This window comes from Microbacterium sp. NPDC056057 (assembly GCF_042266945.1).
GTDB lineage: Bacteria > Actinomycetota > Actinomycetes > Actinomycetales > Microbacteriaceae > Microbacterium > Microbacterium trichothecenolyticum_C.
Genome location: NZ_JBHJWS010000004.1, coordinates 21,830 through 44,383, shown reverse-complemented (window position 1 = coordinate 44,383; position 22,554 = coordinate 21,830). Strand labels below are relative to the sequence as shown.

Genomic DNA, 22,554 nt, shown 5'->3' with positions numbered 1-22,554 from the left:
TGCTGTCTGTGGTCCGTGTCGCCGATCAGGCGAACGAGAAGACGACCTCGACCTCGACGGGGGCGTCCAGCGGCAGCACCGGCACGCCGACGGCGGAACGGGCGTGCTTGCCGGCGTCGCCGAAGACCTCGCCGAGTAGTTCGCTCGCGCCGTTGATGACGCCGGGCTGGCCGGTGAACTCGGGAACGGATGCCACGAACCCGGTGACCTTGAGGACGCCCGTGAGGCGGTCCACGCCGCCGACGGCGGCCGCTGCGGCGGCGATCGCGTTGAGGGCGCTCTGGCGCGCGTACCCCTTCGCGTCGGACACGGACACGAGGCGATCACCTTCGCCGACCTTGCCGGTCGCCGGCAGGGCGCCTGCGACCATCGGCAGCTGGCCTGCGGTGTAGACGAGGTCGCCGTGCGCCTTCGCGGGCACATAGGCGGCAACGGGCGGCACGACGTCAGGGAGTTCGATGCCGAGTTCAGCGAGGCGGGCGCTCACGCTCATGCTCACGCCTCCTCGAACTGCTTGGCGGCCTGGGCCGCAGCATCCAGTCCCGCGTTCTGCTGGCCACCGCCGGACGGACGCTTGAAGTAGGCGACCAGACCGCCCTCGGGACCCTGCACGACCTGCACGAGCTCCCAGCCCTGCTTGCCCCAGTTGTTGAGGATCGCGGCGGTGTTGTGGATCAGAAGGGGCGTGGTGAGGTACTCCCACGTCGTCATCGCGACTCCTCGAGTATGGGGAAGGGACGGCTGGTGAAGGCTGGGAAACACCCCGGTCAGCTGTGCGTCCTTGATGGATCGCCCAGGTATCTCCCTTACGATCAACCCTATGCCTGATACCAAACGCACGGCCACCGGTGTGCTCGGCGGACTCGCCGGGCTCGTCGGCCTCAGTGCCGCAGCCGGTGTCCTCATTGCGGCGACCGTCACCCCCGCGGTCGCACTCACGAGCACCGCGGCCGAGCGCGCGATCACGATGTTCGACAATCTCCCGAGCGTCCTCGAGATCGACAAGCTCATGCTTCCGAGCAACTTCTACGCCACGAACCCCGAGACGGGCGAACCGGTGCTGCTGACGAAGTTCCTCGAGCAGGACCGCACTCCGGTCGAGTTCGCCCAGATCAATCCCGTGATGTTCGACGCGCTCCTGTCCTCCGAGGACCCGCGCTACTACCAGCACGGCGGCATCGACCTCATCGGCACCGCGCGCGCACTCCTCTCGAACGCGCAGGGTGGCGGCGAGACCCAGGGCGGGTCGTCGGTCAGCCAGCAGTACGTCAAGAACGTGCTGATCCAGAAGTGCGAGCAGAACGCCGAAATCGTCTACGAGACGGACGAAGCGGGCGAGATCGTCAAGGACGAGAACGGCGTGGCTGTCCAGAAGATGAGCCGTGACGACGTCCTGCGCAAGTGCTGGAGCGACGCCACCACGGCCGAGGGCTCGGAGGGCTACACCCGCAAGCTGCAGGAGATGCGCTACGCCATCGCGCTCGAGCAGAAGTACTCGAAGAACGACATCCTGCTCGGCTACATGAACATCGCCAACTTCGGCGGCATCACGTACGGTATCGAGGCCGCGGCACGCCACTACTTCAACACCAACGCCGCGAGCCTGACCGTCGCGCAGGCCGCGACACTCGCCGGCATGGTGCAGAACCCCAACAACTACCGCATCGACAAGCCGGGCGGCTCCATCTTCGGCTCCGACGGGGCGACGTTCAACAAGGCGCCGGACGGCGTCATCGACGAAGGCGCCAAGCTCGGCGCGCTCGATGCGCTGGTGGCGTCGGGCGAGATCACCGAGGAGCAGAAGCTCGCCGCAGCCGACGGCTACACCTCGACGAAGGTACGCCAGCTCTATGTGCTGAGCCGCATGCTCGACGACGGCAAGATCACGCGCGAGCAGTATGTGGAGGCCGCAGCCTGGCCGATCACACCCGACGTGGTCCTGCCGACCACGGGCTGCCAGGCGGCCGGCGGTGCCGCGTACTTCTGCCAGTACGTGAAGGACGTCATCCTCAACGACGAGGCCTTCGGAGCGACGCTCGAGGAGCGCCAGGCGCTGCTGCAGCGTGGCGGACTCAACGTGTACACCACGCTCGACACCCGCGTGCAGACGGCGGCGGAGCAGGCCATGAGCCAGTACGCGCCGACATCGGCCGACATGCCGATCGGCCGCACTGCGCCGTCACCGGGCCGCTTCGGCGCGACCTCGGTGAGCATCGAGGCGACGACCGGCCGCGTCCTCGCGATCGCACAGAACACGAAGTTCAGCGAGGACGCGTCGCTGTCCAGCGACCCGAACTACTCGTCGCTGGTGTTCGCCGGCGACAAGAAGTTCGGCACGTCGTCGGGGTTCCCCGCGGGCTCGACGTTCAAGCTCTTCACGCTGATCGACTGGCTCGAGAAGGGCCACTCGGTCAACGAGACGCTGAACGGAACGCTGCACGTGTTCAAGAGGATGAAGAACTCGTGCGACGGCGACTGGGTGAACGGCTCGAACACCCTCATCAAGAACTTCGGCGGCAACGGGGGCTACATGGGCACCCCCATGCGCTTCACGAAGGACTCGCTGAACACCGGATTCTTCGCCATGGCGGAGAAGCTCGACCTCTGCGACATCAAGAACGTCGCGACGCGTATGGGCGTCACCCAGGGGAACGGCGACGAGGTCTCGATGACCAACCTCAACTCCATCATCGGGACGAACTCCGTCTCGCCGATGGCGATGGCCGAGGCGTACGCGACCGTCGCGAACAACGGCATCTACTGCCAGCCGCAGGCGATCGACAAGGTGACGGACTCCGACGGCAATGAGCTGGCGAAGCCCGCGCGCACGTGCACCCAGGTCATCGCGCCGAACGTCGCGGCGACCGCGGCCTTCGCACTGCAGGGCGTCATGAACAGCGGCGGCACCGGCACCGGCGGCAACCCCGGCGACGGCACCCCGCTCATCGGCAAGACGGGTACCCACGAAGAGATCACGACGTGGATGGTCGAGTCGAGCACGAAGGTGGCCACGGCGACGTGGGTCGGAAACGTCCAGGGTGGCGGCGACATCACGAAGACCTCCTACAACGGCAACCGCCTGAACCAGATCCGCTTCCCGATCACGCGAGCCATTCAAGGCGTGGCGAACGACATCTACGGCGGTGACAAGTTCGCTGCCCCCGACAACGAACTCACGAAGGTCCAGCTCACGGACCTCCCGAACGTCGTCGGCATGCCCGTCGACCAGGCGACGCAGACCCTGACCGACGCGGGCTTCACCGTCGAGGTCGGCGGGGCTGTCGACTCCGATCAGCCGGCGGGCGTCGTCGGCGCACAGAACCCCGGTGCCGGCAAGGTCGCGGGCGGCAGCACCGTCACGATCAACCCGAGCAACGGCGAGGGCATCGCCGTGCCCGACGTCTCGGGTCGCTCCCTCGACGATGCGAAGAAGGCGCTGCGCAGCGCGGGCTTCGGCAATGTGGGCGACGGAACATGCATGGCCGACGCCAGCCTCGGCGCACAGACCAAGGCCGGTGCGACCAACCCCGGTGCGGGTTCGGTGGTGAACCGCAACACCTCGATCACCGTCGACTACGCCGCAGCGGTCTGCGGCGGCGGGGGCGGCGGCCGCGGCGGCGGCAACGGCGGCGGCGGCAACGGCTAGTGCCGTCTTCAGCGACGCGAACCGCCCTCACCGTGCTCGGCACGGTGGGGGCGGTCGGCGCGGGCGCCGCGGTGTGGGGCGTCGGCATCGAGCGCTACCTCTTCACGGTCCGCTTCCATGAGGTCCCCGTGCTCCCCGCAGGAGCCACACCCATCCGCGTGCTGCACGTCTCGGACGCGCACATGGCGCCCTGGCAGCGCCGCAAGCAGGAATGGATCGCGGGGCTCGCGGAGCTCCAGCCCGACCTGATCGTCAACACCGGCGACAACATGGGGCACTTCGACGGCCTTCGCGGGCTTCGCCGCGCGTACGACCCGCTGCGCGGCGTGCCGGGTGTCTTCGTGCACGGCTCGAACGACCACGCCGCCCCCTCTCCTCGCAACCCGTTCCGGTACTTCACCGGTCCGTCGAAGGTGAAGCACACCGCTGAGCCTCTCGACACCGAGGCGCTGGACGACTACCTCACCCGTGAGCTCGGCTGGCTGGACCTCAACAACAAGGTCGGATCGCTGGATGCCGGCGGTCTGCGCATCGCCGCGTTCGGGGTGAGCGACGCCCATCGTCACTGGGACCACCTCGAGGCGCTTCCCGAGCCGCTCGCCGCGCTCCGCGCCGAGCAGCCCGCCGACCTCTCGATCGGTGTGACCCACGCTCCCTATCGCCGGGTCCTCGACGACTTCGTCGACCTCGGAGCGGACATGATCTTCGGCGGCCACACGCACGGCGGCCAGGTTCGCGTCCCCGGCTTCGGCGCGCTCGTCGCCAACTGCGACATCCCGCTCCGTCAGGCCCGCGGGCTCAGCGCGTGGAAGCACGACGGCCACTCGGCCCCGCTCAACGTGAGTGCCGGGCTCGGCCACTCGATCTACGCTCCGGTGCGCTTCGCCTGCCGGCCCGAGGCCTCGCTCCTCACCCTCGTTCCGCGCGCGTAACCGCGTCCCGGAGGCTCCTCCCCAACCGCGCTCGCGGATCGGCCGTCCACAATTCGGCGCCCGCGGCCGCCGTCACCTGCCCGAGGCGCCGATCCTCGATGCATGGCTGCTCCGCGTTCCACACGACCCGCTGATCCCCCCTTCCGGAACACGCTCGTCGCCGCGACGATCGCTCACGGCATCGGGCTGCCCGTGCGACTGCGGCTGCTCGCGCTCCTGATCGCCCTGGTCATCATGGTGGGGTCTGCTCCCTTCGTCTCCGACACGACGGACGGTGCCGATCACAGCGACGATCGACGAACTCGTGGCTTCGGTCGGCACATACCGTTCCTGCCGGTCAGCGGAGACGCCGGATGAGCAGGTCTGCGACCGACGACGCGGCAGCGCCGATCCGGCTTCCTGTCCGCCGGCGAGCGTCCGCCCTGTTCCTCGCCATCGTCGTGATCGTGATCGCGATCACCCTCGTCGCGCCGTCCCGCGCCGACGCCGCCGAGCGCGGCACCGGGTTCGGCACCTGGGCTCCGGTCTCCGCCTACGGCTGGCACGGATCGATGCTGGTCGACGGCGTGCACACGTACTGCATCACCCCCGGAGCGCCCGCTCCGACCGGCCGGACCGCCGATCACGGAATCAGCGGATCGGCCGCCGGTCTCTCGCCGCAGCAGCTCGCCGGAATCAATCTCCTGGTGACGACGTACGGACAAACCGCCGACCCTGTTCAGGCGGCCGCGGTGGCGTGGGCGGTCAAGGCCATCGCGAACCGCGAAGAGACGCTGCATGCCTTCGGCTACCGTGGAGACTCACTCGCCGGTGCCATCCACTGGACGATGTCCGCGCTTTCCCCGCAGCACGACCGGGCCGTCCAGGAGCGTGCCGTGGCGTACTACGACGAAGCCACGCGTGCTGCGGCCGGCCCTTCCACCGCGAGCGGAAGCCTGGTGTTCACGACGGATGCTGCCGACCACCACGGCGGCACGGTCCGGGTCGACACGACCGCGGCAGCAACGGGCACGATCACCCTGACGAACGCGGTCTTCGCGGAGTCGGGTTTGCCGATGCTCGAGAACGCCGGATCGGGGTCGACGTACGCCATCCGCACCGCGCCGCCGGCCGAAGGTCGTCCCTACACCGTGAGCGGAACAGGTCGCTTCGACGCCGGCCTCGCCGCCGCGGTGCGGCACTTCACGACGCCGGGCGGCCAGGAGACCGCCGGACCCGTGGGTCGCGTTCAGTTCGAGGTTTCCGGGGCCGACGCCGTCCCGCGCATCCCTCCGTTCGCGCCGGCCATCACGACGCGCGTCGCCGCACGGGACGCAGCACGCGGTCCGTACGTGGACGAGGTCAGCTTCACCGCGACCGAGGGCTCGTGGCCGCGCGCCGACGACGGTTCCTATCTGCCGGTGACCGCGAGCGCCATCGTCTACCGCACCGACACCGAGCCCGTCGCCGGGTCGGCTGTCCCGGGCGACGAGGCCATCGTCGGCACGCTGCAGTTCACGACCGACTCCACGACAGGGCCGGCCGCCCCGTACACGGTCAGCTCCTCGTGGGAGATGACCACCGCGGGGTACTACACCGCCGTGTGGAGCCTGCGTGCGGCCGACCAGATCCCCTCCGTCGTCGCCCACATCGGCGCTGACTTCGCCTGGACCGAACGGTTCGGCGAGCCCTCGCAGGTCGCGGTGATCGCCCCGCCCCCACCGGTACCGACGCCCACTCCCAGTCCGGCCTCCGAAGCGCCTCCGGCCCCGGCAGACGCGCCTCTGCCGGAACTGGCGGCCACCGGCACGGAGGCCGCCTCCCTCCGTGCGCCCGCCGCGATCGCCATCGCTCTTCTCAGTCTCGGCGTCGCGATCGTCAGCTCGAGGCGGCCGTGGTCAGCAGCACCCCTGACGATCGGTTAGACTCGGAGGGTTGCAAAAACGGGGTGTGGCGCAGCTTGGTAGCGCGCTTCGTTCGGGACGAAGAGGCCGCAGGTTCAAATCCTGTCACCCCGACCACCGAGAGGCTCCGCCGGAAGGCGGAGCCTCTTGCATGAAAGGACGGACGCCATGGCTCGCAGCATCCCGCCCCTTCTCGTCGCCTTCGATCTCGACGACACACTCGCTCCTTCGAAGAGCCAGATCGACCCGCGCATCGGCGAACTGCTGATCACCCTGGCGGAGCGCGTCGAGGTGGCGATCATCTCCGGCGGACAGCTCCTGCAGTTCACGACGCAGGTCGTCGACCGCCTTCCCGACGCCTCCGCCGACACTCTGGCGCGTCTGCACCTGCTCCCCACGTGCGGCACGCAGTACTACCGCCTCACCGAGGACGAGGTCGTCACGGTGTACAAGCGCTCGCTCACCGACGACCAGAAGTCCCGCGCACTCGCTGCCGTCGAGGGCGAGGCTCGCCGCCTCGGGCTCTGGGAGTCCGAGACGTGGGGCGACATCCTCGAGGACCGCGGGTCTCAGATCACCTTCTCGGCGCTCGGCCAGAAGGCCCCCGTCCCTGCGAAGACCGCATGGGATCCGACCGGCGAGAAGAAGAACAGCCTGCGTGCCGCCGTCGCGGCGTTGCTGCCCGATCTCGAGGTGCGCTCCGGCGGCTCGACCTCGGTCGACATCACCGAGCAGGGCATCGACAAGGCCTACGGCATGCGTCAGCTCGCCGAGCAGACCGGCATCTCCCTCGACGACATGCTCTTCGTGGGCGACCGCCTCGACCCCGACGGCAACGACTACCCCGTGCTCGCGATGGGCGTGCGCTGCCACGCGGTCGACGGCTGGGAAGAGACCGTGGTGTACCTCGAGCAGCTGATCCCCACGCTTCCCGTCCGCGTCTGACGCGCCATCCGCTCGCCTGTCACAACCGGCGGCTCGTGCCGGCACGTCGTGACAGGTGAGCAGGATCCCCGCTGACAAGACTGCTCGCCTGCCACAACCTGCCGCGGTGAGCGGCACATCGTGACAGGCGAGCAGCCTTCAGAGAGTCAGGCTTTGGCGCGCGGCCCGGTGCTCTTCGCCGCCGGGGCCTTCGCGGGACGGGATGCTGCAGCATCCACCTTCGCACTGCTCGACGCGGTCGTGGCACGTGCAGCGCGGGGACGCGGCGCCGCGGCGACGGCCGCCTCAGCCGCGGGGCCCGACACCGTGACCGGCACGAGTCGCTGCAGCTGCGTGACGTGGCGCGGCTCGAGCTCCGCGATGGACGAGACGCCCAGGAGCTTCATGGTGCGCTCGATCTCGCTGCGCAGGATCGCGATCGTGCGGTCAACGCCCTGTCGTCCGCCGGCCATCAGGCCGTACAGGTACGCGCGGCCGATGAGCGTGAACTTCGCACCGAGCGCGATCGACGCGACGATGTCGGCGCCGTTCATGATCCCGGTGTCGACCATGACCGTGGCGTCCTTGCCGACCTCGCGGACGACCTCGGGCAGGAGGCGGAACGGGATCGGCGCGCGGTCGAGCTGACGGCCGCCGTGGTTCGACAGGATGATGCCGTCGACGCCGGCGTCGATGAGGCGCTTCGAGTCGGCGACGTTCTGCACGCCCTTGATCACGATCTTGCCCGGCCAGATCTCGCGGATGATCGCGAGGTCGTCGTAGCTGATGGTCGGGTCCATGGCCGAGTTGAGCAGCTCGCCGACCGTGCCGCCGGTCGTCGAGAGCGACGCGAACTCGAGCTTGGGAGTGGTGAGGAAGTCGTACCACCACCAGGGGCGCGGGATCGCGTTCACGATGGTGCCGAGCGTCAGCTGCGGCGGGATCGAGAAGCCGTTGCGCTTGTCGCGCAGGCGCGCGCCCGCGACCGGCGTGTCGACCGTGAACTGCAGCGTGTCGAAGCCGGCCTCGGCCGCGCGGCGGGCCAGGCCGTACGAGATCTCGCGGTCACGCATGACGTACAGCTGGAACCAGTTGCGCCCGTTCGGGTTCGCGGCCTTCACGCCCTCGATCGACGTCGTGCCGAGCGTCGACAGCGTGAACGGGATGCCGGCGGCACCGGCCGCACCCGCGCCGGCGATCTCGCCCTCGGTCTGCATGAGGCGCGTGAAGCCGGTCGGCGCGATGCCGAACGGCATGGCCGACGGGCCGCCGAGGATCTCGGTCGACATGTCGACGTTCTCGGCGGGGCGCAGCACGTCGGGGTGGAACTCGATGTCCTCGAACGCCTGCCGCGCCCGCGACAGCGAGAGCTCGCCCTCGGCCGCACCGTCGGTGTAGTCGAAGGCGGCCTTGGGGGTGCGGCGCTTCGCGATGTCGCGCAGGTCGTAGATCGTGAGCGCGGACTCGAGGCGGCGCTTCTTGCCGTCGAGCTCGGGCTTCTTGAACTGCATGAGTTCGAGGAGCTCTTTGGGATTGGGGAACTGCCGGGTGACCATGAATACCTCTCCGATGGGTCAGATCTGCGTGCGTGCGGCCGTCGAGCGGGCGAGACCCGCCGCTGCGTAGTAGCCGACGATGTGGTCGTGGACGCGGGTGCGGGCGAGCGCGGCGTCACCCGCGTCGACGGCGTCGAGGATCGCGTGGTGCTCGTGGCGCAGGCGGTCGGCCGCGGCATCCCATTCCGCGATGCCCGCCGCACCCGCCTGCACGTACGATTCGATCGCCGTGCGCAGGCCCGCCATCATCGCCGCGATGACGAGGTTGCCGGAGGCCTCGGCGAGGGCGAGGTGCAGCTGGGCGTCGAGCGCGAGGAACTCGGGGGCGGTGAGGTCGTCGGCGTCCATCGCGACGAGCACCTCGCGCGCCTGTGCGGTCGAGCGCGTCGGGTCGGCGGCGAGCGCGTCGACGACCGCAGATTCGAGCACGAGCCGCGTGGCGACGACGTCGTCGAACGGGAAGCCCTGGGCGGCGACCTGCAGCCGCAGCAGGGCCGACATACCGCCCTGCGGCGTCGCGATGATGATGGCCCCGGAGGTCGGCCCCGACCCGGTCCCGGTGCGGATGAGTCCCATCACCTCGAGGACGCGCAGCGCCTCGCGAACGCTGGAGCGCCCCACACCGAGAGTGGCGGCGAGCTCGCGTTCGGGGGCGAGGCGATCACCGGGCTTGAGGGTGCCGTCGAGCAGGTCGGTCTCGATCTTCTCGAGCACGACGCGCCACGCGCGTGCGGGCGCGAGCGCGGGTGGAGTCGGGATACCTGCCACGGATCTCCTCGTCGATGTCGGATCCGGCGCCCTCCTCATTGAAGGGCACGGTGTGGTCTGACCACGATAGCGTGTGGTCGGACCACAGACAACCCGTTGTGACTCCGCGTGTCCGCGCGGACCACTACGCTGACCCCATGGACCCCCTCCTCCTCGTCCTCATCGTCGCGGGCGTCGCTGCCGCGTTCTGCTGGATCACCTCGCTCGTCACGAACGAGACGTCCTGGATCGACCGGCTGTGGTCGATCGTCCCCGTGATCTACGTCTGGATCTTCGCCGCCGCCGCCCTGATCGCGGGCGTCGACGCGACGCGCCTCGTCGTGATGGCACTGCTGGTCACGGCGTGGGGCGCGCGGCTCACCTTCAACTTCGCGCGCAAGGGCGGCTACACCGGAATGGAGGACTACCGGTGGGCGATCCTGCGTGGCCGCATGACGCGCTGGCAGTTCCAGCTGTTCAACTTCTTCTTCATCGTGCTCTTTCAGAGCGCACTGCTCGTCCTCATCTCGCTTCCGGCGTACATCGCGTGGCAGCATCCCGTGTCTTTCACCGGATGGGATGCCGCGTTCGCGGTGCTGTTCGCCGCGTTCCTGGTCGGTGAGACGGTGGCGGATCAGCAGCAGTGGGCGTTCCACCAGTCCAAGAAGGCGGCGGGCGGCACGCTCGAGCCCGGCTTCGTCACGACCGGGCTCTTCGGCTACAGCCGCCACCCGAACTTCTTCTTCGAGCAGGCGCAGTGGTGGGCGTTCTACGCGCTCGGCGCCGTCGCCCTCGTCGCGGACGGCGGCAGCTGGCTGAACTGGACGATCGCCGGCGCCGCTCTGCTGACCGTGCTGTTCATAGGCTCGACGGTGTTCACCGAATCGATCTCGACGTCGAAGTACCCGGCCTACCGCGAGTACCAGCGGACGACATCGATGCTGATCCCGCTCCCCCGCCGGCGCGGACGCGCACCCGAGACAGCCTGAGCCCGGGCTACTCCAGGCGGCCGCCCGAAGCGCGCAGGTAGTCCTCGGCGCACAGCGACTCGTACGTGATGCGGTCTGTGGTGAGCTCGTCGATCGCGACCTGGTCGCCGTCGAAGACGAACCGACCGCCGACGAGGCGCGCGTTGAAGAGCGCCTTGCGACCGCAGCGGCAGATGGTCTTCAGCTCTTCGAGGCTGTGGGCGAGCTCGAGCAGTCGTGCGGACCCCGGGAACGCCTGGGTTTGGAAGTCGGTGCGGATGCCGTACGCCAGCACCGGCACGCCGTCGAAGACGACGATGCGGAGCAGATCGTCGACCTGCTCCCGGGTGAGGAACTGCGCCTCGTCGATGAGCAGGCACGCGACATCGACCTCGTGCTCCTCGGACTCCGGAACGAGGGTGTCGGCCGCCTCGGCCTTGACACGCGCGCGGTGCTCCGCGAACAGGGCGCGGATGTCGTCCTGGGGCCGCACCAGGAAGTCGACCGTGCGCTTGACGCCGAGGCGGCTGTCGATCTGGTCGGCACCCTTGGTGTCGATGGCGGGCTTGGCGAGGAGCACGTGCTGCCCGCGCTCCTCGTAGTTGTATGCGGCCTGCAGGAGCGACGTCGACTTGCCGGAGTTCATCGCCCCGTAGCGGAAGTAGAGCTTGGCCACGGATCGAGCGTAGTCGGTGGCGATCCCGGCGCCTGCCGCGCCTCAGCCGGCCGGGCGAGGGTCAGCGGCCACCGAAGCCTCCCCCGCCACCTCCGCCGCCCGAGAACCCGCCGCCGGATGATCCGCCCGAGAACGACCAGCTCGAGCTCGAGGACGAGCTCGACGACGATCCCGGCCGCGACACCGGGGTGGCCGCGAGCCGACCGATCGACGAGGACGCGTCGGACAGCGAACGCGATGTCACCGCGTCGAACAGCGCGAGCTGCGAGGCGACCTCGACGGCTCCGGCCGCGCGGATGACGTTCACCCACTCGCGCTCCATGCCGAACAGCACCGCGTATGGCAGCAGACGCTCGTAGAGGTTCACGACGGATGCGCCAGGCTCTCCCGGCGCATCGCCGTAGGGACGACGCCCCGACGACACGAGATCGGCGGTCCGCGGCGACTGCGCCGCGCGCAACCGGTCCTCCTCCGCGAGCTGCAGATAGTCGCGGATCCCCTCGAGATAGGTCTTGTGCATGCCGCCCGCGACCGTGAGCACCGACTTCGGGAGCGAGAAGAACGGCAGACCGATGAACGCGAAAAAGGCACTGCCCAGCGCGGCGAAGTAGATGACGTTCCCCCACTGTCCAAGGGGGTCGAGCACCACGAACGCGCCGTCGGCGAAGAAGATGAGGAGCATCGCCAGCGGCAGCCCCGCCAGCTGGAGGAAGCCGCGCAGCAGTGTGATCCAGTCCGGCAGCTTGCTGCGATACCCGCGCTGAACCGTGAACTCGTCGATCCGCCGCACGTAGGTGACGGCGCGAGACGGGGGCTTGCGGGCGAACGCGCCGAGATCCATGTCAGCGCCCGGTTCGGCCTTGCGGCCGAACAGCGTGTCGACGATCCGCCGCTCGTCACTGTCGAGACCGGCGCTGTCGCGCAACACCACTTCGAAGTCGTCGGCGTCCTCGCGGTCGCCCCTCGCCCGGATCTCGACCGCGTCCTTCACCGCGAGATCGACCACGTTCGCTGCCAGCGCCCGCTCGGGGACGTCGAGCACCCCGGCCGACAGCGTCAGAGACTCGTCGTCGGGCGGCGTGTACTGCACGATCACCGGTGACCGGTCGGGGTTCCGACGCGCGGCGGCCTTCACCACGAGCACGAACACCAGACCGCCGATGCCCGAAAGCAGCGCGAGCCCGGGGAGGATCCACAGCCACCACGGGTAGGGGGGCGGTGGCGGCGGGCTCGGGGCTGCGAAGGTGCCCTGCTCGAAGCCGAGCGCCACAGTCACGTTCTCGTACGGGCCGAGACCTTCGTCCCCCGCGCTGAACGCCACCGCGCTCGTCGCCGACGCGCCGACGGCCTGCGCCCACGCCTGGACGGCATCCGGCAGCGACTCCGGTTCCGCCGCGCGCTCGATCGCGCACTGGTCGGTCGATCCGTAAGGCCCGGTGTAGCAGAACGCGCGCCCGTCGATCAGGCCGGCCGCAGCATCCGTCGCCACATGCACGTCAGCGGTCACCACGTCGAACGGCTGCGCGTGGTCGGTGCCGACGGTGTCCCAGTAGAACTCGTCGGCCGCGGTGTCCTCGTAGCGCAGCACGACGTCGCTCATCTCGTACGTGATGACGTAGGTCTGCGCACCGCGCACGTACGAGTCGTCTCCGGTGAGCACGTAGATCCAGTCGCCGTCACGCTCGGTCCACCACGGGATCGCCGCGCCGTCGGCGCCGGTCACGGTGTAGACCACGGTGCCGAGGTCGATGCCGCTGTCGACGACGGGCAGCGCCCGCACCATGCCCTTGTTCTGGTCGAAGTCCGGGAAGCGCGCCACGATCGTCTCGGTGGTGAGCAGGCGACTGCGCTCGCCCGTGCCGCGGACGAGCCAATAATCGGCCCGGAACGAATCGAACGTGAAATCGTCGACGGATGCTGCCGCCACCGCATTCAGGACAGCGGGGCGTTCGCTCCCCCGCGCCGCGATCGCCGCGGGCGTGGCGGAGGCCGTCGCGACACCGAGCGTGATCGCGCCCGAGACGACGAGCGCGACGAGCACCCCGGCGGCGATCCCCCAGCGACGCCACCCGCGTCGTGACACCGACATGCACCCACCCTAGGGGCGCGCAGGCCCGCTCGCCCAGGAGGGCGCGCGGCGGATCAGGCGGTGAGCGCCAGCGTCTCGGCGGTCTCGCCGAGCGACTCGCGCGCGACCGCGGGCCGCGCGTTGAGCGTGTCGCCGTAGCTCGGGATGAGCTCGCGCAGGCGCGGCTCCCACTCCTCGATGCGGTCGGGGAAGCAGGTCTTCAAGAGTCCCAGCATGATCGAGACGGCGGTCGACGCACCCGGGGAGGCGCCGAGGAGGCCGGCGATCGTGCCGTCGGCTCCGGTCACGACCTCGGTGCCGAACTGCAGCACGCCGCCCTTCTCGGGGTCCTTCTTCATGACCTGTGCGCGCTGGCCGGCCTGGATGATCTCCCAGTCCTCGTCCTTCGCGGTGGGCATGAAGGTGCGCAGGCTGTCGACCTTCTTCTTGTGGTTCTTCAGCAGTTCGCCGACGAGGTACGTGATGAGGCTGGGGTTGTCCCACGCGACCTTGAGCATCGGCCCAAGGTTGCCGGGACGGACCTGGCCCACGATGTCGAACCAGGAGCCGGTCTTCAGGAACTTCGGGCTGAACGTCGCGAACGGGCCGAACAGGAGCGAGGCCTCGCCGTCGACGACGCGCGTGTCGAGATGCGGCACCGACATCGGCGGCGCGCCGACCGAAGCCTGTGAGTACACCTTCGCCTTGTGCTGTGCCACGACCGCGGGGTTCGAGGTCTTGAGGAACTGCCCGCCGATCGGGAACACTCCGTACCCCGAGATCTCGGGGATGCCGGAGCGCTGCAGCAGCTTCAGTGCCCAGCCGCCCGCGCCGACGAAGACGAACTTCGCGCGGATCTCGCCCGGCGTGCGACCGATGGTGCGGCGGTACTTCACGCTCCACGTGCCGTCCGAGAGGCGCTTCAGCTTGCGCACCTCGGTGTTGGTGCGGACGTCGGCGCCGTTCTCGGCGAGCCTGTCGACCAGCTGGCGGGTCAGGGCGCCGAAGTCGACATCCGTGCCGGCGGGCACACGCGTCGCCGCGAACGGCTCGCCCTTGAGGCGCTTCTGCATGAGCAGCGGCGCCCACGTGTTGATGACGCGGGAGTCCTCGCTGTACTCGATGCCGGCGAAGAGCGGCTCGTCCTTGAGGGCCTCGTAGCGCTTCTTGAGGTACGCGACGTCCTTCTCGCCGCGCACGAAGGTCATGTGCGGAGCGGAGTTGATGAAGGTCGACGGAGCGTCGAGCACGCCGGCCTCGACGAGCGAGGACCACAGCTGCCGGCTCTGCTGGAACTGCTCGTTGATCGAGATCGCCTTGGCGGGATCGACCGAGCCGTCCTTGCCCTCGGGCATGTAGTTCAGCTCGCACAGGGCCGCGTGGCCGGTGCCGGCGTTGTTCCACGCGTTCGAGCTCTCCAGCGCGACATCGCTCAGCCGCTCGAACACGGCGATCTTGAGGTCGGGCTGCAGCTCCTGGAGGAGGGTGCCGAGCGTCGCGCTCATGATCCCGCCGCCGATCAGCAGCACGTCGACGGTCTCGACGTGGGGATTGGTGTCGGCGTGGTTCTCAGCGGGCGTTGCGGTCACCAGACGATTCTAGTTCCGCGTGAAAGCACCCCCGACCGGGACCGGGTCTTCACGGCGAAAGTCCTGCGGTTCTTGCCGGAACGACAAGCGGACGGATGCTGCGGGTCGCAGCTGGGCCCACGCGCCCGGAGGCTCCGCGCGACGCGGCAGCGGCGCGTGGAGGGGGCGTGGGGACCGTCCGCTCTCGAGTCGTGCGTCAGGCGGAGACGCCGAGGTTGGCGGCGACGACCTCGGCGATCTGCACGGCGTTGAGCGCGGCGCCCTTGCGGAGGTTGTCGTTCGAGATGAAGAGCACGAGGCCCTTGCCCTCGGGCGCGGACTGGTCGGCGCGGATGCGGCCGACGTAGCTCGGGTCGTTTCCGGCCGCCTGCAGCGGCGTCGGGACCTCTTCGACGACGACGCCCGGCGCCGAGGCCAGGATCTCGTAGGCCCGCTCGGGCGTGATGTCGCCCTTGAACTCGGCGTGGATCGACAGCGAGTGGCCGGTGAAGACGGGCACGCGCACGCAGGTGCCCGCGACGCGCAGGTCGGGCAGCTCGAGGATCTTGCGGCTCTCGTTGCGGAGCTTCTTCTCCTCGTCGGTCTCGTTGAGACCGTCGTCGACGAGGTTGCCGGCGAGCGGGATCACGTCGAACGCGATCGGCGCGACGTACTTCTCGGGCTGCGGGAAGTCCACCGCCGAGCCGTCGTGCACGAGGTCGAGCGTGTTGCCCTGGGCGAGGACGCCCTCCACCTGGCCGAGCAGCTCCTGCGCTCCGGCGAGACCCGAACCCGACACGGCCTGGTACGTCGAGACGATGAGACGCTCGAGGCCGGCCTCGGCGTCGAGGGGCTTCAGCACCGGCATCGCGGCCATCGTGGTGCAGTTGGGGTTCGCGATGATGCCCTTGGGCGGGTTCGCGATCGCGTGGGGGTTGACCTCGCTGACGACGAGCGGCACCTCGGGGTCCATGCGCCATGCGCTGGAGTTGTCGATGACGATCGCGCCGGCCTCGGCGAAGCGGGGCGCGTGCGCGCGGCTGCCTGTGGCGCCGGCCGAGAACAGGGCGACGTCGATGCCCGACGGGTCTGCGGTGGCGACATCCTCGATGATCACGGTCTCGCCGCCGAACTCGACGGCGGTGCCGGCCGAGCGCGCCGTGGCGAAGAGGCGCAGCTCGCGGATCGGGAAGTTCCGCTCGGCGAGAATCTCGCGCATGACCGTCCCGACCTGGCCGGTGGCGCCGACGACGGCGACGGAGAGTCCTGAATCGGAGATGCGGGTCATGGGAGTTCCTCAGCGTGGGCACAAGCGTGGAGCGGACGCGCGGGCACCGTCGATCGCGCGGGGTTTGGGCGATTCTACCGGCCGGGGCCGGGGAAGGACCGCGGTGTTACCTGTCCGAGCGGACAGTAAGCGTGCGATTCCTGCCGTTCGCGTGCGGCTGCGCGCGAACGGACCGAGTCAGCGACCGCTGCCGGCGTAGACGGTCGCCTCGATGTCGCCGTCCAGGCCGTAGGCCGTGTGGACGACGCGGGCGGCCTCGGCGAGGTCGTCGCCGCGCACCACGACCGAGATGCGGATCTCGGAGGTCGAGATCATCTCGATGTTGATGCCCGCGACGCTCAGCGCCTCGAAGAGCGTGGCCGAGACACCCGAGTGGGTGCGCATGCCCGCGCCGACGACCGAGAGCTTGCCGATCTGGTCGTCGTGCACCAGGTTCTCGAACCCGATCTCCGACTGGTCGGCGGCGAGCGCCTTGAGCGCAGTCGCGGCGTCGGTCTTGGGAAGCGTGAACGAGATGTCGGTGCGACCGGTCGTCGCGGCCGAGACGTTCTGCACGATCATGTCGACGTTGGCGCCGGACTTCGCGACGACCTTGAAGATCTCGGCGGCCTTGCCTGGCACGTCGGGAACGCCGATCACGGTGATCTTGGCCTGGCCGAGGTCGGTGGCGACGCCGGCGACGATGGGCTCTTCCATCTCTTCTCCCCCTGAAATGTCGGGAACTGTGCCCTCGGGAAGGTTCATCCCCTGGCCGAGCACGTAGGTCCCCACGCCCGAGCTGAACGTGGAGCGGGCGTGGATGAGCACGCCGTGACGGCGTGCGTATTCGACGGCGCGGATGTACAGCACCTTGGCGCCGTTCGCGGCGAGCTCGAGCATCTCCTCGGCCGAGACGACGGTGAGCTTCCTCGCCTTCGGCACGACCCGCGGGTCGGCGGTGAAGATGCCGTCGACGTCGCTGTAGATCTCGCAGACATCGGCCTCGAGCGCGGCCGCCAGGGCCACAGCGGTGGTGTCGGAGCCGCCGCGGCCGAGCGTCGTGATGTCGCGGGTGTCGCGGTTGAAGCCCTGGAAGCCGGCGACGATGACGATCGCGCCCTCGTCGAGAGCCTCGCGCAGGCGGATCGGCGTCACGTCGACGATGCGGGCCGACCCGTGGTCGGCGGTCGTGATCATGCCGGCCTGGCTGCCGGTGAACGATCGCGCTTCGAACCCCATCGAATGGATCGCCATGGCCAGCAACGCCATCGAAATGCGTTCGCCGCTGGAGAGCAGCATGTCGAGCTCGCGCGGCGCCGGGATGGGCGCGACCTGGCTGGCGAGATCGAGCAGCTCGTCGGTCGTGTCGCCCATCGCACTCACGGCCACCACGACGTCGTGGCCGGCGCGACGCGCGTCGACGATCCGCTTCGCGACGCGCTTGATGCTCTCGGCATCAGCCACCGACGATCCGCCGTACTTCTGGACGATCAGCGCCACATCGAACTCCACGCGTTTTGTCTGAGGACGGGCGAGAACGGATGCCGCTGACGGCGGTCTCCTGTCACCCAAGGGTCCATCTTACGGACGCGCTCATGCGCGCCCAGCCATGTGTCGCGCCGCCCGGGCGGCGGCGCTGCACAGGAACGGAGATCCGCGCCGACACGCCGCCCGCGCGGTGCGCCGACCGGCGTGTCGGCGAGAGGTTCCGATTCTGTGCGCCGCGGCGCGGCGCCAGTAGCATCCGAGGATGGAGCAGATCGAGACCTGGTCGGACTTCAACGTGGCCATGGTCGGCGCGACGGCGGCGCTCGCGGGTCTCGTGATCGTCGCCGCGAGCGTCAACATCGGCGACATCATCAAGGAGGCGTCGCTCACCGCCCGTCTCGCCGCGGGCATCTCGGGCCTCGTGCTCGCGCTCGTCGGCTCCGCGATCGGGCTGATACCGCAGGTCGGGCCAGTCCCGTACGGGGTGGCGATGATCGTCATCGCGCTCGGCGCCGGGGTGTTCCAGGCGCAGGCGACCCGGAGGATCTTCGAGAATCAGCATCCCGCCAACCGGATGCGCTGGCTCAAGGCGGCGGTGGGCTTCTTCGCCCCGCTCGCCTATCTGATCGGCGGCGCACTCCTGGCTGCCGGCCAGCCCGGCGGCCTGGTGTGGTTCGCCGTCGGGTCGATCGTCGCGATCGGCGCCGCGCTGCTGGTGTCGTGGATCGTGCTGGTCGAAGTGCTCCGCTGAACTCAGCTCGAGGCGATCGGCGGCAGGTCGGCCGACTCGGTCTTGCGGGCGCGCACCGCGCCGCCGGTGGCGGCGAGCCAGCAGCCGAGGAGCACAAGCGGAAAGCCGATCAGCAGGCCCGGGGTCAGCGGCTCGCCGAGGATGATCGTGCCCAGGACGATCGCCACGACCGGATTGACGTAGGTGAACAGCGGCGCCTTGACCGGACCGACCCGAGCGATCAGCGCGAAGAAGGCGATGAACGCGAGCGCCGTGCAGAGCACGGCGAGGGCCACGAGCGACACGGTGCTCTCGACGGTGGGCACCTGATGCTGCGTCAGGAACGCGATCGGCGTGTAGAAGATGCCCACCGCGAAGAGGGCCAGGGTGATCGAGCCCAGGGACGGCACGTCGCGCAGCTTGGTCGCGATGACGAAGGGCGCGATCGCGTACAGGAGCGCGACGAGGAGCACCTCCCCCACTGCCAGGAGGCCACCGCCGCCCTCGATGGCGAGCCCGGGACCGGCGACGATCACGAACACGCCGGCGAAGCCGATGAAGAGCCCGATCGCGCGTGCCGGGCTGAGCACCGACCGGTCGCCGCCGCCGAAGGCGATCAGCGCGGCGAACAGCGGCACGGTCGCCACCAGGAGCCCCGTGAGTCCTGAGGGCAGCGTCTGCTCGGCATGGCCGAGCAGCAGGAAGGGGCCGGCCATCTCGATCCCGCCGAACAGCAGCACCCAGCCGATCTTCGCGAACGCGGGACGCAGCGCCTTCTGGTGCAGCGCGAAAGGCAGCAGGAGCAGCGCGCCGAGCAGTGTGCGGCCGGCGACCACCGCCGCGGGCGAGTAGGACTCGACGGCGACGCTGATGAACAGGTACGGGACACCCCACAGCAGTGCCATCGCGGCGAAGAGCAGCCATGCGCGCGTGTCGAACCGCTGTGAGGAGTTCATGCGGGGTGTCTCCCAATGTGGTGGCGAAGTCAGCCGAGACGCCGCCGGACGGACGTCGTCGTCATCGACTCAGGTTCCGGGTCGCCGGGCGTTGCGCGCGAGACGGCCGACCGCCAATCTACGACAGACTTCCGACATCCTCGGCGATGGCGGAGCACACCCCGACCGGCGTCGGGGTCAGACCGAGCGACGGCCCTCGAAGGCGCGACCCAGCGTGACCTCGTCGGCGTACTCGAGGTCGCCGCCGACCGGAAGACCGGAGGCGAGGCGGGTGACCGAGATCTCGAGGGTGTGCAGCAGACGGCTCAGGTAGGTCGCCGTCGCCTCGCCCTCGAGGTTCGGGTTGGTCGCGAGGATGACCTCTTGCACGGTGCCATCGGCGAGACGCTGCATGAGCTGCGTGATGCGCAGGTCGTCGGGACCGATGCCGGCGATCGGGCTGATCGCGCCGCCGAGCACGTGGTACAGCCCGCGGAACTCGCGCGTGCGCTCGATCGCCGCCACGTCTTTGGCGTCCTCCACGACGCAGATCAGCGTCTGGTTGCGGCGAAGGTCGCGGCAGATCGAGCAGCGTTCCTGCTCGGAGACGTTGCCGCACACCTCGCAGAAGCGCACCCGCTCGCGCACCTCGCTGAGCAGCTCGGCGAGGTGCGACACGTCGAAGTTCGGCGTCTGCAGGATGTGGAACGCGATGCGCTGAGCCGACTTCGGCCCGATCCCGGGGAGGCGGCCGAATTCGTCGATCAGGTCTTGGACGATGCCGTCGTACATGGGCTAGCTGAACCTCGTCGGGGGCTCGTAGGGTTCCTCGCGAACGAACGTGGCTCCGAGCACCTGGCGCACGACCGCCTCGCCGTAGCGCTGCACGCCGCCGTTGCGGGTCGTGACCACCGGGGTCAGCGGCGGCGCGACCGTGGGTGGGACCGGGAGGTCGGCGACAGCATCCGTGTCGTCCTCGTCGTCATCGTCATCGTCATCGAGCGCGGGGGCGATCTCGGTGCGCGGCAGGACCTCGCCCTCGCGCGGCGGCGCGAGCGTGGCGACGCGTGCGGTCGCAGCCTCGGCGTCTTCAGGTTCGTCGTCGACCGCGAACTGCGCAGGCGTCTCAGCGGGGAAGGCGGCCGGGCCCGGGTCGGGCGGCGGCGCGTCGTCGTCGGACGGGATGGGTGCGACGGCCCAGTCGGTGACCGGGGCGGCCGACGCCGGCGCCGCAGCCGGCGCGGTCGGTCGCGGCGCAGCGGGAGCTGTCGCGCGCGGCGCAGCCGGGGTCGAGGCGGGCGCGGCAGGTGCCGACGCACGCGGTGCCGCAGCCTGCGCAGGCCGCGACCCGCTCGGCGGGGCGGCGGCGGTGCGGGCGGCCGGCGCCTCAGGTGCGGCCGCCTGACGCGGAGCCTCGCGACCGGGCCCCGCCGGCGCCGGCGCCGCCGGGCCACCCGCGCCAGCGGACCCGCCGGCAGCGTCGTGACGGGCGATGTACTTCACGCGGATGCCGAGCACGGCCAGAATCGCCTGACGCAGATCTTCGCTGGGGCCTTTGCCCGCGGCGAGCTGCTTGAACTTCGCGACGTCGCTCTGGCTCGAGAACGCAAGGGTGAGCACGTCGTCGTCGAGCGCCACGGTGCGGGCGCCCGAAGCGAGCATCCACGACGATCGGCTCACGTTCTCGAGCTGCGAGAGAACCTGCGGCCACGCCTGCCGGAGGCGGTCGAGCGTGACCGGGCCGGCGGGGACGGGAGGGGCAGCCACGGGCGCAGCCTCGGCAGGCTGCGCGGCCGGAGCCGGCGGCGCCGCCACGGCGGGCGCGGCAGCAGCGGCTGCAGGCGCGGGCGCCGCGGGTGCAGCGGCTGCAGGGGCGGGCGTCGCGGGAGCTGTCGTCGCGGGAGCCGGTGCAACGGCCATCGCCGGCGCGGCGACGGGAGCGGCGCCGGTGCCACGCGCGAGCACGCGGGCGACCATCAGCTCGAGCTGCAGGCGCGGCGAGGTGGCGCCGGTCATGTCGTCGAGGGTCGCGATGACGAGGTCGGCGATGTGCGACAGCCGCGACGGACCGAAGGCGTCGGCCTGGCGCTGCATGCGCGCGAGGTCTTCGGCCGAGACGCCCCGCAGCACGGCGGCGGCGCCCTGGCCGGCCGCGGAAACGACGATGAGGTCGCGCAGGCGCTCGAGCAGATCGTCGACGAATCGGCGCGGGTCCTGTCCGGTCTGCACCACGCGGTCGACCGCGGCGAAGGCAGCCGCCGCGTCGGAGGCGGCGAAGGCGTCGATCACCTCGTCGAGCAGCTCGGCGTGGGTGTAGCCCAGCAGCGCGACCGCACGGGCGTAGGTGACCTTGGCATCTTCCGAGCCGGCGATCAGCTGGTCGAGCAGCGACAGGGTGTCTCGGGGCGATCCGCCGCCCGCGCGCACGACGAGCGGCAGGACGCCCTGCTCGACGTTCACGCCCTCCTGGGCGCACAGCTGCTCGACGTACTCGAGCATCGCGGCCGGGGGCACGAGACGGAACGGGTAGTGGTGGGTGCGCGACCTGATGGTGCCGATGACCTTCTCGGGCTCGGTCGTCGCGAAGATGAACTTCACGTGGTCGGGCGGCTCTTCGACGAGCTTCAGCAGGGCGTTGAAGCCCTGCGGGGTGACCATGTGCGCCTCGTCGAGGATGAAGATCTTGAAGCGATCGCGGGCGGGCGCGAACACCGCGCGCTCGCGCAGGTCGCGGGCGTCGTCGACACCGTTGTGGCTGGCCGCGTCGATTTCGACGACGTCGAGCGAACCACCGCCGCCACGGCCGAGCTCGACGCAGCTGTCGCACGTGCCGCACGGCGTGTCTGTCGGGCCCTGCGCGCAGTTGAGGCAGCGGGCGAGAATGCGCGCCGACGTGGTCTTTCCGCACCCGCGGGGGCCCGAGAAGAGATACGCATGACCGACCCGGTCGCCGCGCAGCGCGGTCATGAGCGGCTCGGTGACCTGCGACTGCCCGATCATCTCGCCGAACGACTCGGGCCGGTAGCGGCGGTAGAGGGCGGTGGTCACTCCCCCAGCCTACGGCGTGGGGCCGACATCGCGACCGCAACTCGACAGGCTCGGCGACGGGGACCGGACGCGCACGGCGCACGCCGAGGACACACGGCGATCGGCCGTCGAGATCCCC

19 protein-coding genes and 1 tRNA gene are annotated in these 22,554 nt (G+C 69.9%); 8 read left to right on the top strand and 12 right to left on the bottom strand.

Going from position 1 to position 22,554, the window contains the following annotated elements:
* Positions 1 to 25: 25 nt before the first annotated feature.
* Both ACFC1K_RS16570 and ACFC1K_RS16565 read right to left on the bottom strand, forming a co-directional pair.
* Positions 26 to 493, bottom strand: coding sequence for a RidA family protein (locus ACFC1K_RS16570; RefSeq protein WP_375872452.1), 468 nt, complete (start codon positions 491 to 493; stop codon positions 26 to 28).
* A gap of 2 nt (positions 494 to 495) precedes the next feature.
* Positions 496 to 711: a hypothetical protein gene (locus ACFC1K_RS16565; protein WP_045298026.1), complete on the bottom strand. Its 216-nt coding sequence runs from the start codon at positions 709 to 711 to the stop codon at positions 496 to 498.
* A gap of 109 nt (positions 712 to 820) precedes the next feature.
* Between ACFC1K_RS16565 and ACFC1K_RS16560 the strand changes: the two genes are divergently transcribed.
* The 6 genes from ACFC1K_RS16560 to ACFC1K_RS16535 all read left to right on the top strand — a co-directional run bounded on the left by ACFC1K_RS16560 (position 821) and on the right by ACFC1K_RS16535 (position 7,406).
* Positions 821 to 3,646: a transglycosylase domain-containing protein gene (locus ACFC1K_RS16560; protein WP_375872451.1), complete on the top strand. Its 2,826-nt coding sequence runs from the start codon at positions 821 to 823 to the stop codon at positions 3,644 to 3,646.
* On the top strand, positions 3,646 to 4,578 hold the full coding sequence (locus ACFC1K_RS16555; protein WP_375872450.1) for a metallophosphoesterase: 933 nt from the start codon (positions 3,646 to 3,648) through the stop codon (positions 4,576 to 4,578). Before ACFC1K_RS16560 ends, ACFC1K_RS16555 begins: the two co-directional genes overlap by 1 nt.
* Positions 4,579 to 4,680: 102 nt before the next feature.
* On the top strand, positions 4,681 to 4,935 hold the full coding sequence (locus ACFC1K_RS16550; RefSeq protein ID WP_375872449.1) for a hypothetical protein: 255 nt from the start codon (positions 4,681 to 4,683) through the stop codon (positions 4,933 to 4,935).
* Positions 4,932 to 6,482, top strand: a complete 1,551-nt coding sequence (locus ACFC1K_RS16545; RefSeq protein ID WP_375872448.1) for a hypothetical protein — start codon at positions 4,932 to 4,934, stop codon at positions 6,480 to 6,482. Before ACFC1K_RS16550 ends, ACFC1K_RS16545 begins: the two co-directional genes overlap by 4 nt.
* 19 nt (positions 6,483 to 6,501) lie before the next feature.
* A tRNA-Pro gene (locus tag ACFC1K_RS16540) sits at positions 6,502 to 6,578 on the top strand.
* Between the two features lie 51 nt (positions 6,579 to 6,629).
* The gene (locus ACFC1K_RS16535) at positions 6,630 to 7,406 is read left to right on the top strand and encodes an HAD-IIB family hydrolase (RefSeq protein ID WP_375872447.1); all 777 of its coding nucleotides are present in this window, start codon (positions 6,630 to 6,632) and stop codon (positions 7,404 to 7,406) included.
* Positions 7,407 to 7,552: 146 nt separating this feature from the next.
* Here ACFC1K_RS16535 and ACFC1K_RS16530 read toward each other — a convergent pair whose 3' ends face one another.
* Together ACFC1K_RS16530 and ACFC1K_RS16525 are read right to left on the bottom strand one after the other, a co-directional pair.
* Positions 7,553 to 8,941: an alpha-hydroxy-acid oxidizing protein gene (locus tag ACFC1K_RS16530; RefSeq protein WP_375872446.1), complete on the bottom strand. Its 1,389-nt coding sequence runs from the start codon at positions 8,939 to 8,941 to the stop codon at positions 7,553 to 7,555.
* Between the two features lie 18 nt (positions 8,942 to 8,959).
* Positions 8,960 to 9,709: an FCD domain-containing protein gene (locus ACFC1K_RS16525; RefSeq protein ID WP_310292412.1), complete on the bottom strand. Its 750-nt coding sequence runs from the start codon at positions 9,707 to 9,709 to the stop codon at positions 8,960 to 8,962.
* A gap of 137 nt (positions 9,710 to 9,846) precedes the next feature.
* Here ACFC1K_RS16525 and ACFC1K_RS16520 point away from each other — a divergent pair, with 137 nt between their 5' ends.
* Positions 9,847 to 10,677 carry a DUF1295 domain-containing protein gene (locus ACFC1K_RS16520; protein ID WP_375872445.1) on the top strand — a complete coding sequence of 277 codons (831 nt, stop codon included), beginning with the start codon at positions 9,847 to 9,849 and terminating at the stop codon, positions 10,675 to 10,677.
* Between the two features lie 7 nt (positions 10,678 to 10,684).
* Here the strand turns inward: ACFC1K_RS16520 and ACFC1K_RS16515 are convergent, their stop codons facing one another.
* From ACFC1K_RS16515 to ACFC1K_RS16495, 5 genes are all read right to left on the bottom strand, one after another.
* Positions 10,685 to 11,332, bottom strand: coding sequence for a thymidine kinase (locus ACFC1K_RS16515; RefSeq protein WP_310292408.1), 648 nt, complete (start codon positions 11,330 to 11,332; stop codon positions 10,685 to 10,687).
* A 61-nt stretch (positions 11,333 to 11,393) separates the two neighbouring features.
* Positions 11,394 to 13,421, bottom strand: a complete 2,028-nt coding sequence (locus ACFC1K_RS16510; protein ID WP_375872444.1) for a DUF2207 domain-containing protein — start codon at positions 13,419 to 13,421, stop codon at positions 11,394 to 11,396.
* 53 nt (positions 13,422 to 13,474) lie between these two features.
* Positions 13,475 to 14,989, bottom strand: a complete 1,515-nt coding sequence (locus tag ACFC1K_RS16505) for a malate:quinone oxidoreductase (RefSeq protein ID WP_310292405.1) — start codon at positions 14,987 to 14,989, stop codon at positions 13,475 to 13,477.
* 196 nt (positions 14,990 to 15,185) lie between these two features.
* Positions 15,186 to 16,256 (bottom strand): aspartate-semialdehyde dehydrogenase, encoded by a 1,071-nt coding sequence (locus ACFC1K_RS16500; RefSeq protein WP_310292403.1) that lies wholly within the window; start codon positions 16,254 to 16,256, stop codon positions 15,186 to 15,188.
* A 177-nt stretch (positions 16,257 to 16,433) separates the two neighbouring features.
* Positions 16,434 to 17,735 carry an aspartate kinase gene (locus tag ACFC1K_RS16495; RefSeq protein ID WP_310292730.1) on the bottom strand — a complete coding sequence of 434 codons (1,302 nt, stop codon included), beginning with the start codon at positions 17,733 to 17,735 and terminating at the stop codon, positions 16,434 to 16,436.
* A gap of 250 nt (positions 17,736 to 17,985) precedes the next feature.
* Here ACFC1K_RS16495 and ACFC1K_RS16490 point away from each other — a divergent pair, with 250 nt between their 5' ends.
* Positions 17,986 to 18,474 (top strand): hypothetical protein, encoded by a 489-nt coding sequence (locus tag ACFC1K_RS16490; protein WP_375872443.1) that lies wholly within the window; start codon positions 17,986 to 17,988, stop codon positions 18,472 to 18,474.
* A 2-nt stretch (positions 18,475 to 18,476) separates the two neighbouring features.
* Here the strand turns inward: ACFC1K_RS16490 and ACFC1K_RS16485 are convergent, their stop codons facing one another.
* The 3 genes from ACFC1K_RS16485 to ACFC1K_RS16475 all read right to left on the bottom strand — a co-directional run bounded on the left by ACFC1K_RS16485 (position 18,477) and on the right by ACFC1K_RS16475 (position 22,436).
* Positions 18,477 to 19,409 (bottom strand): DMT family transporter, encoded by a 933-nt coding sequence (locus tag ACFC1K_RS16485; RefSeq protein WP_375872442.1) that lies wholly within the window; start codon positions 19,407 to 19,409, stop codon positions 18,477 to 18,479.
* A 177-nt stretch (positions 19,410 to 19,586) separates the two neighbouring features.
* Positions 19,587 to 20,180 (bottom strand): recombination mediator RecR, encoded by a 594-nt coding sequence (gene recR, locus ACFC1K_RS16480; RefSeq protein ID WP_375872441.1) that lies wholly within the window; start codon positions 20,178 to 20,180, stop codon positions 19,587 to 19,589.
* A gap of 3 nt (positions 20,181 to 20,183) precedes the next feature.
* Positions 20,184 to 22,436, bottom strand: a complete 2,253-nt coding sequence (locus ACFC1K_RS16475) for a DNA polymerase III subunit gamma and tau (RefSeq protein WP_375872440.1) — start codon at positions 22,434 to 22,436, stop codon at positions 20,184 to 20,186.
* Positions 22,437 to 22,554: the final 118 nt, after the last annotated feature.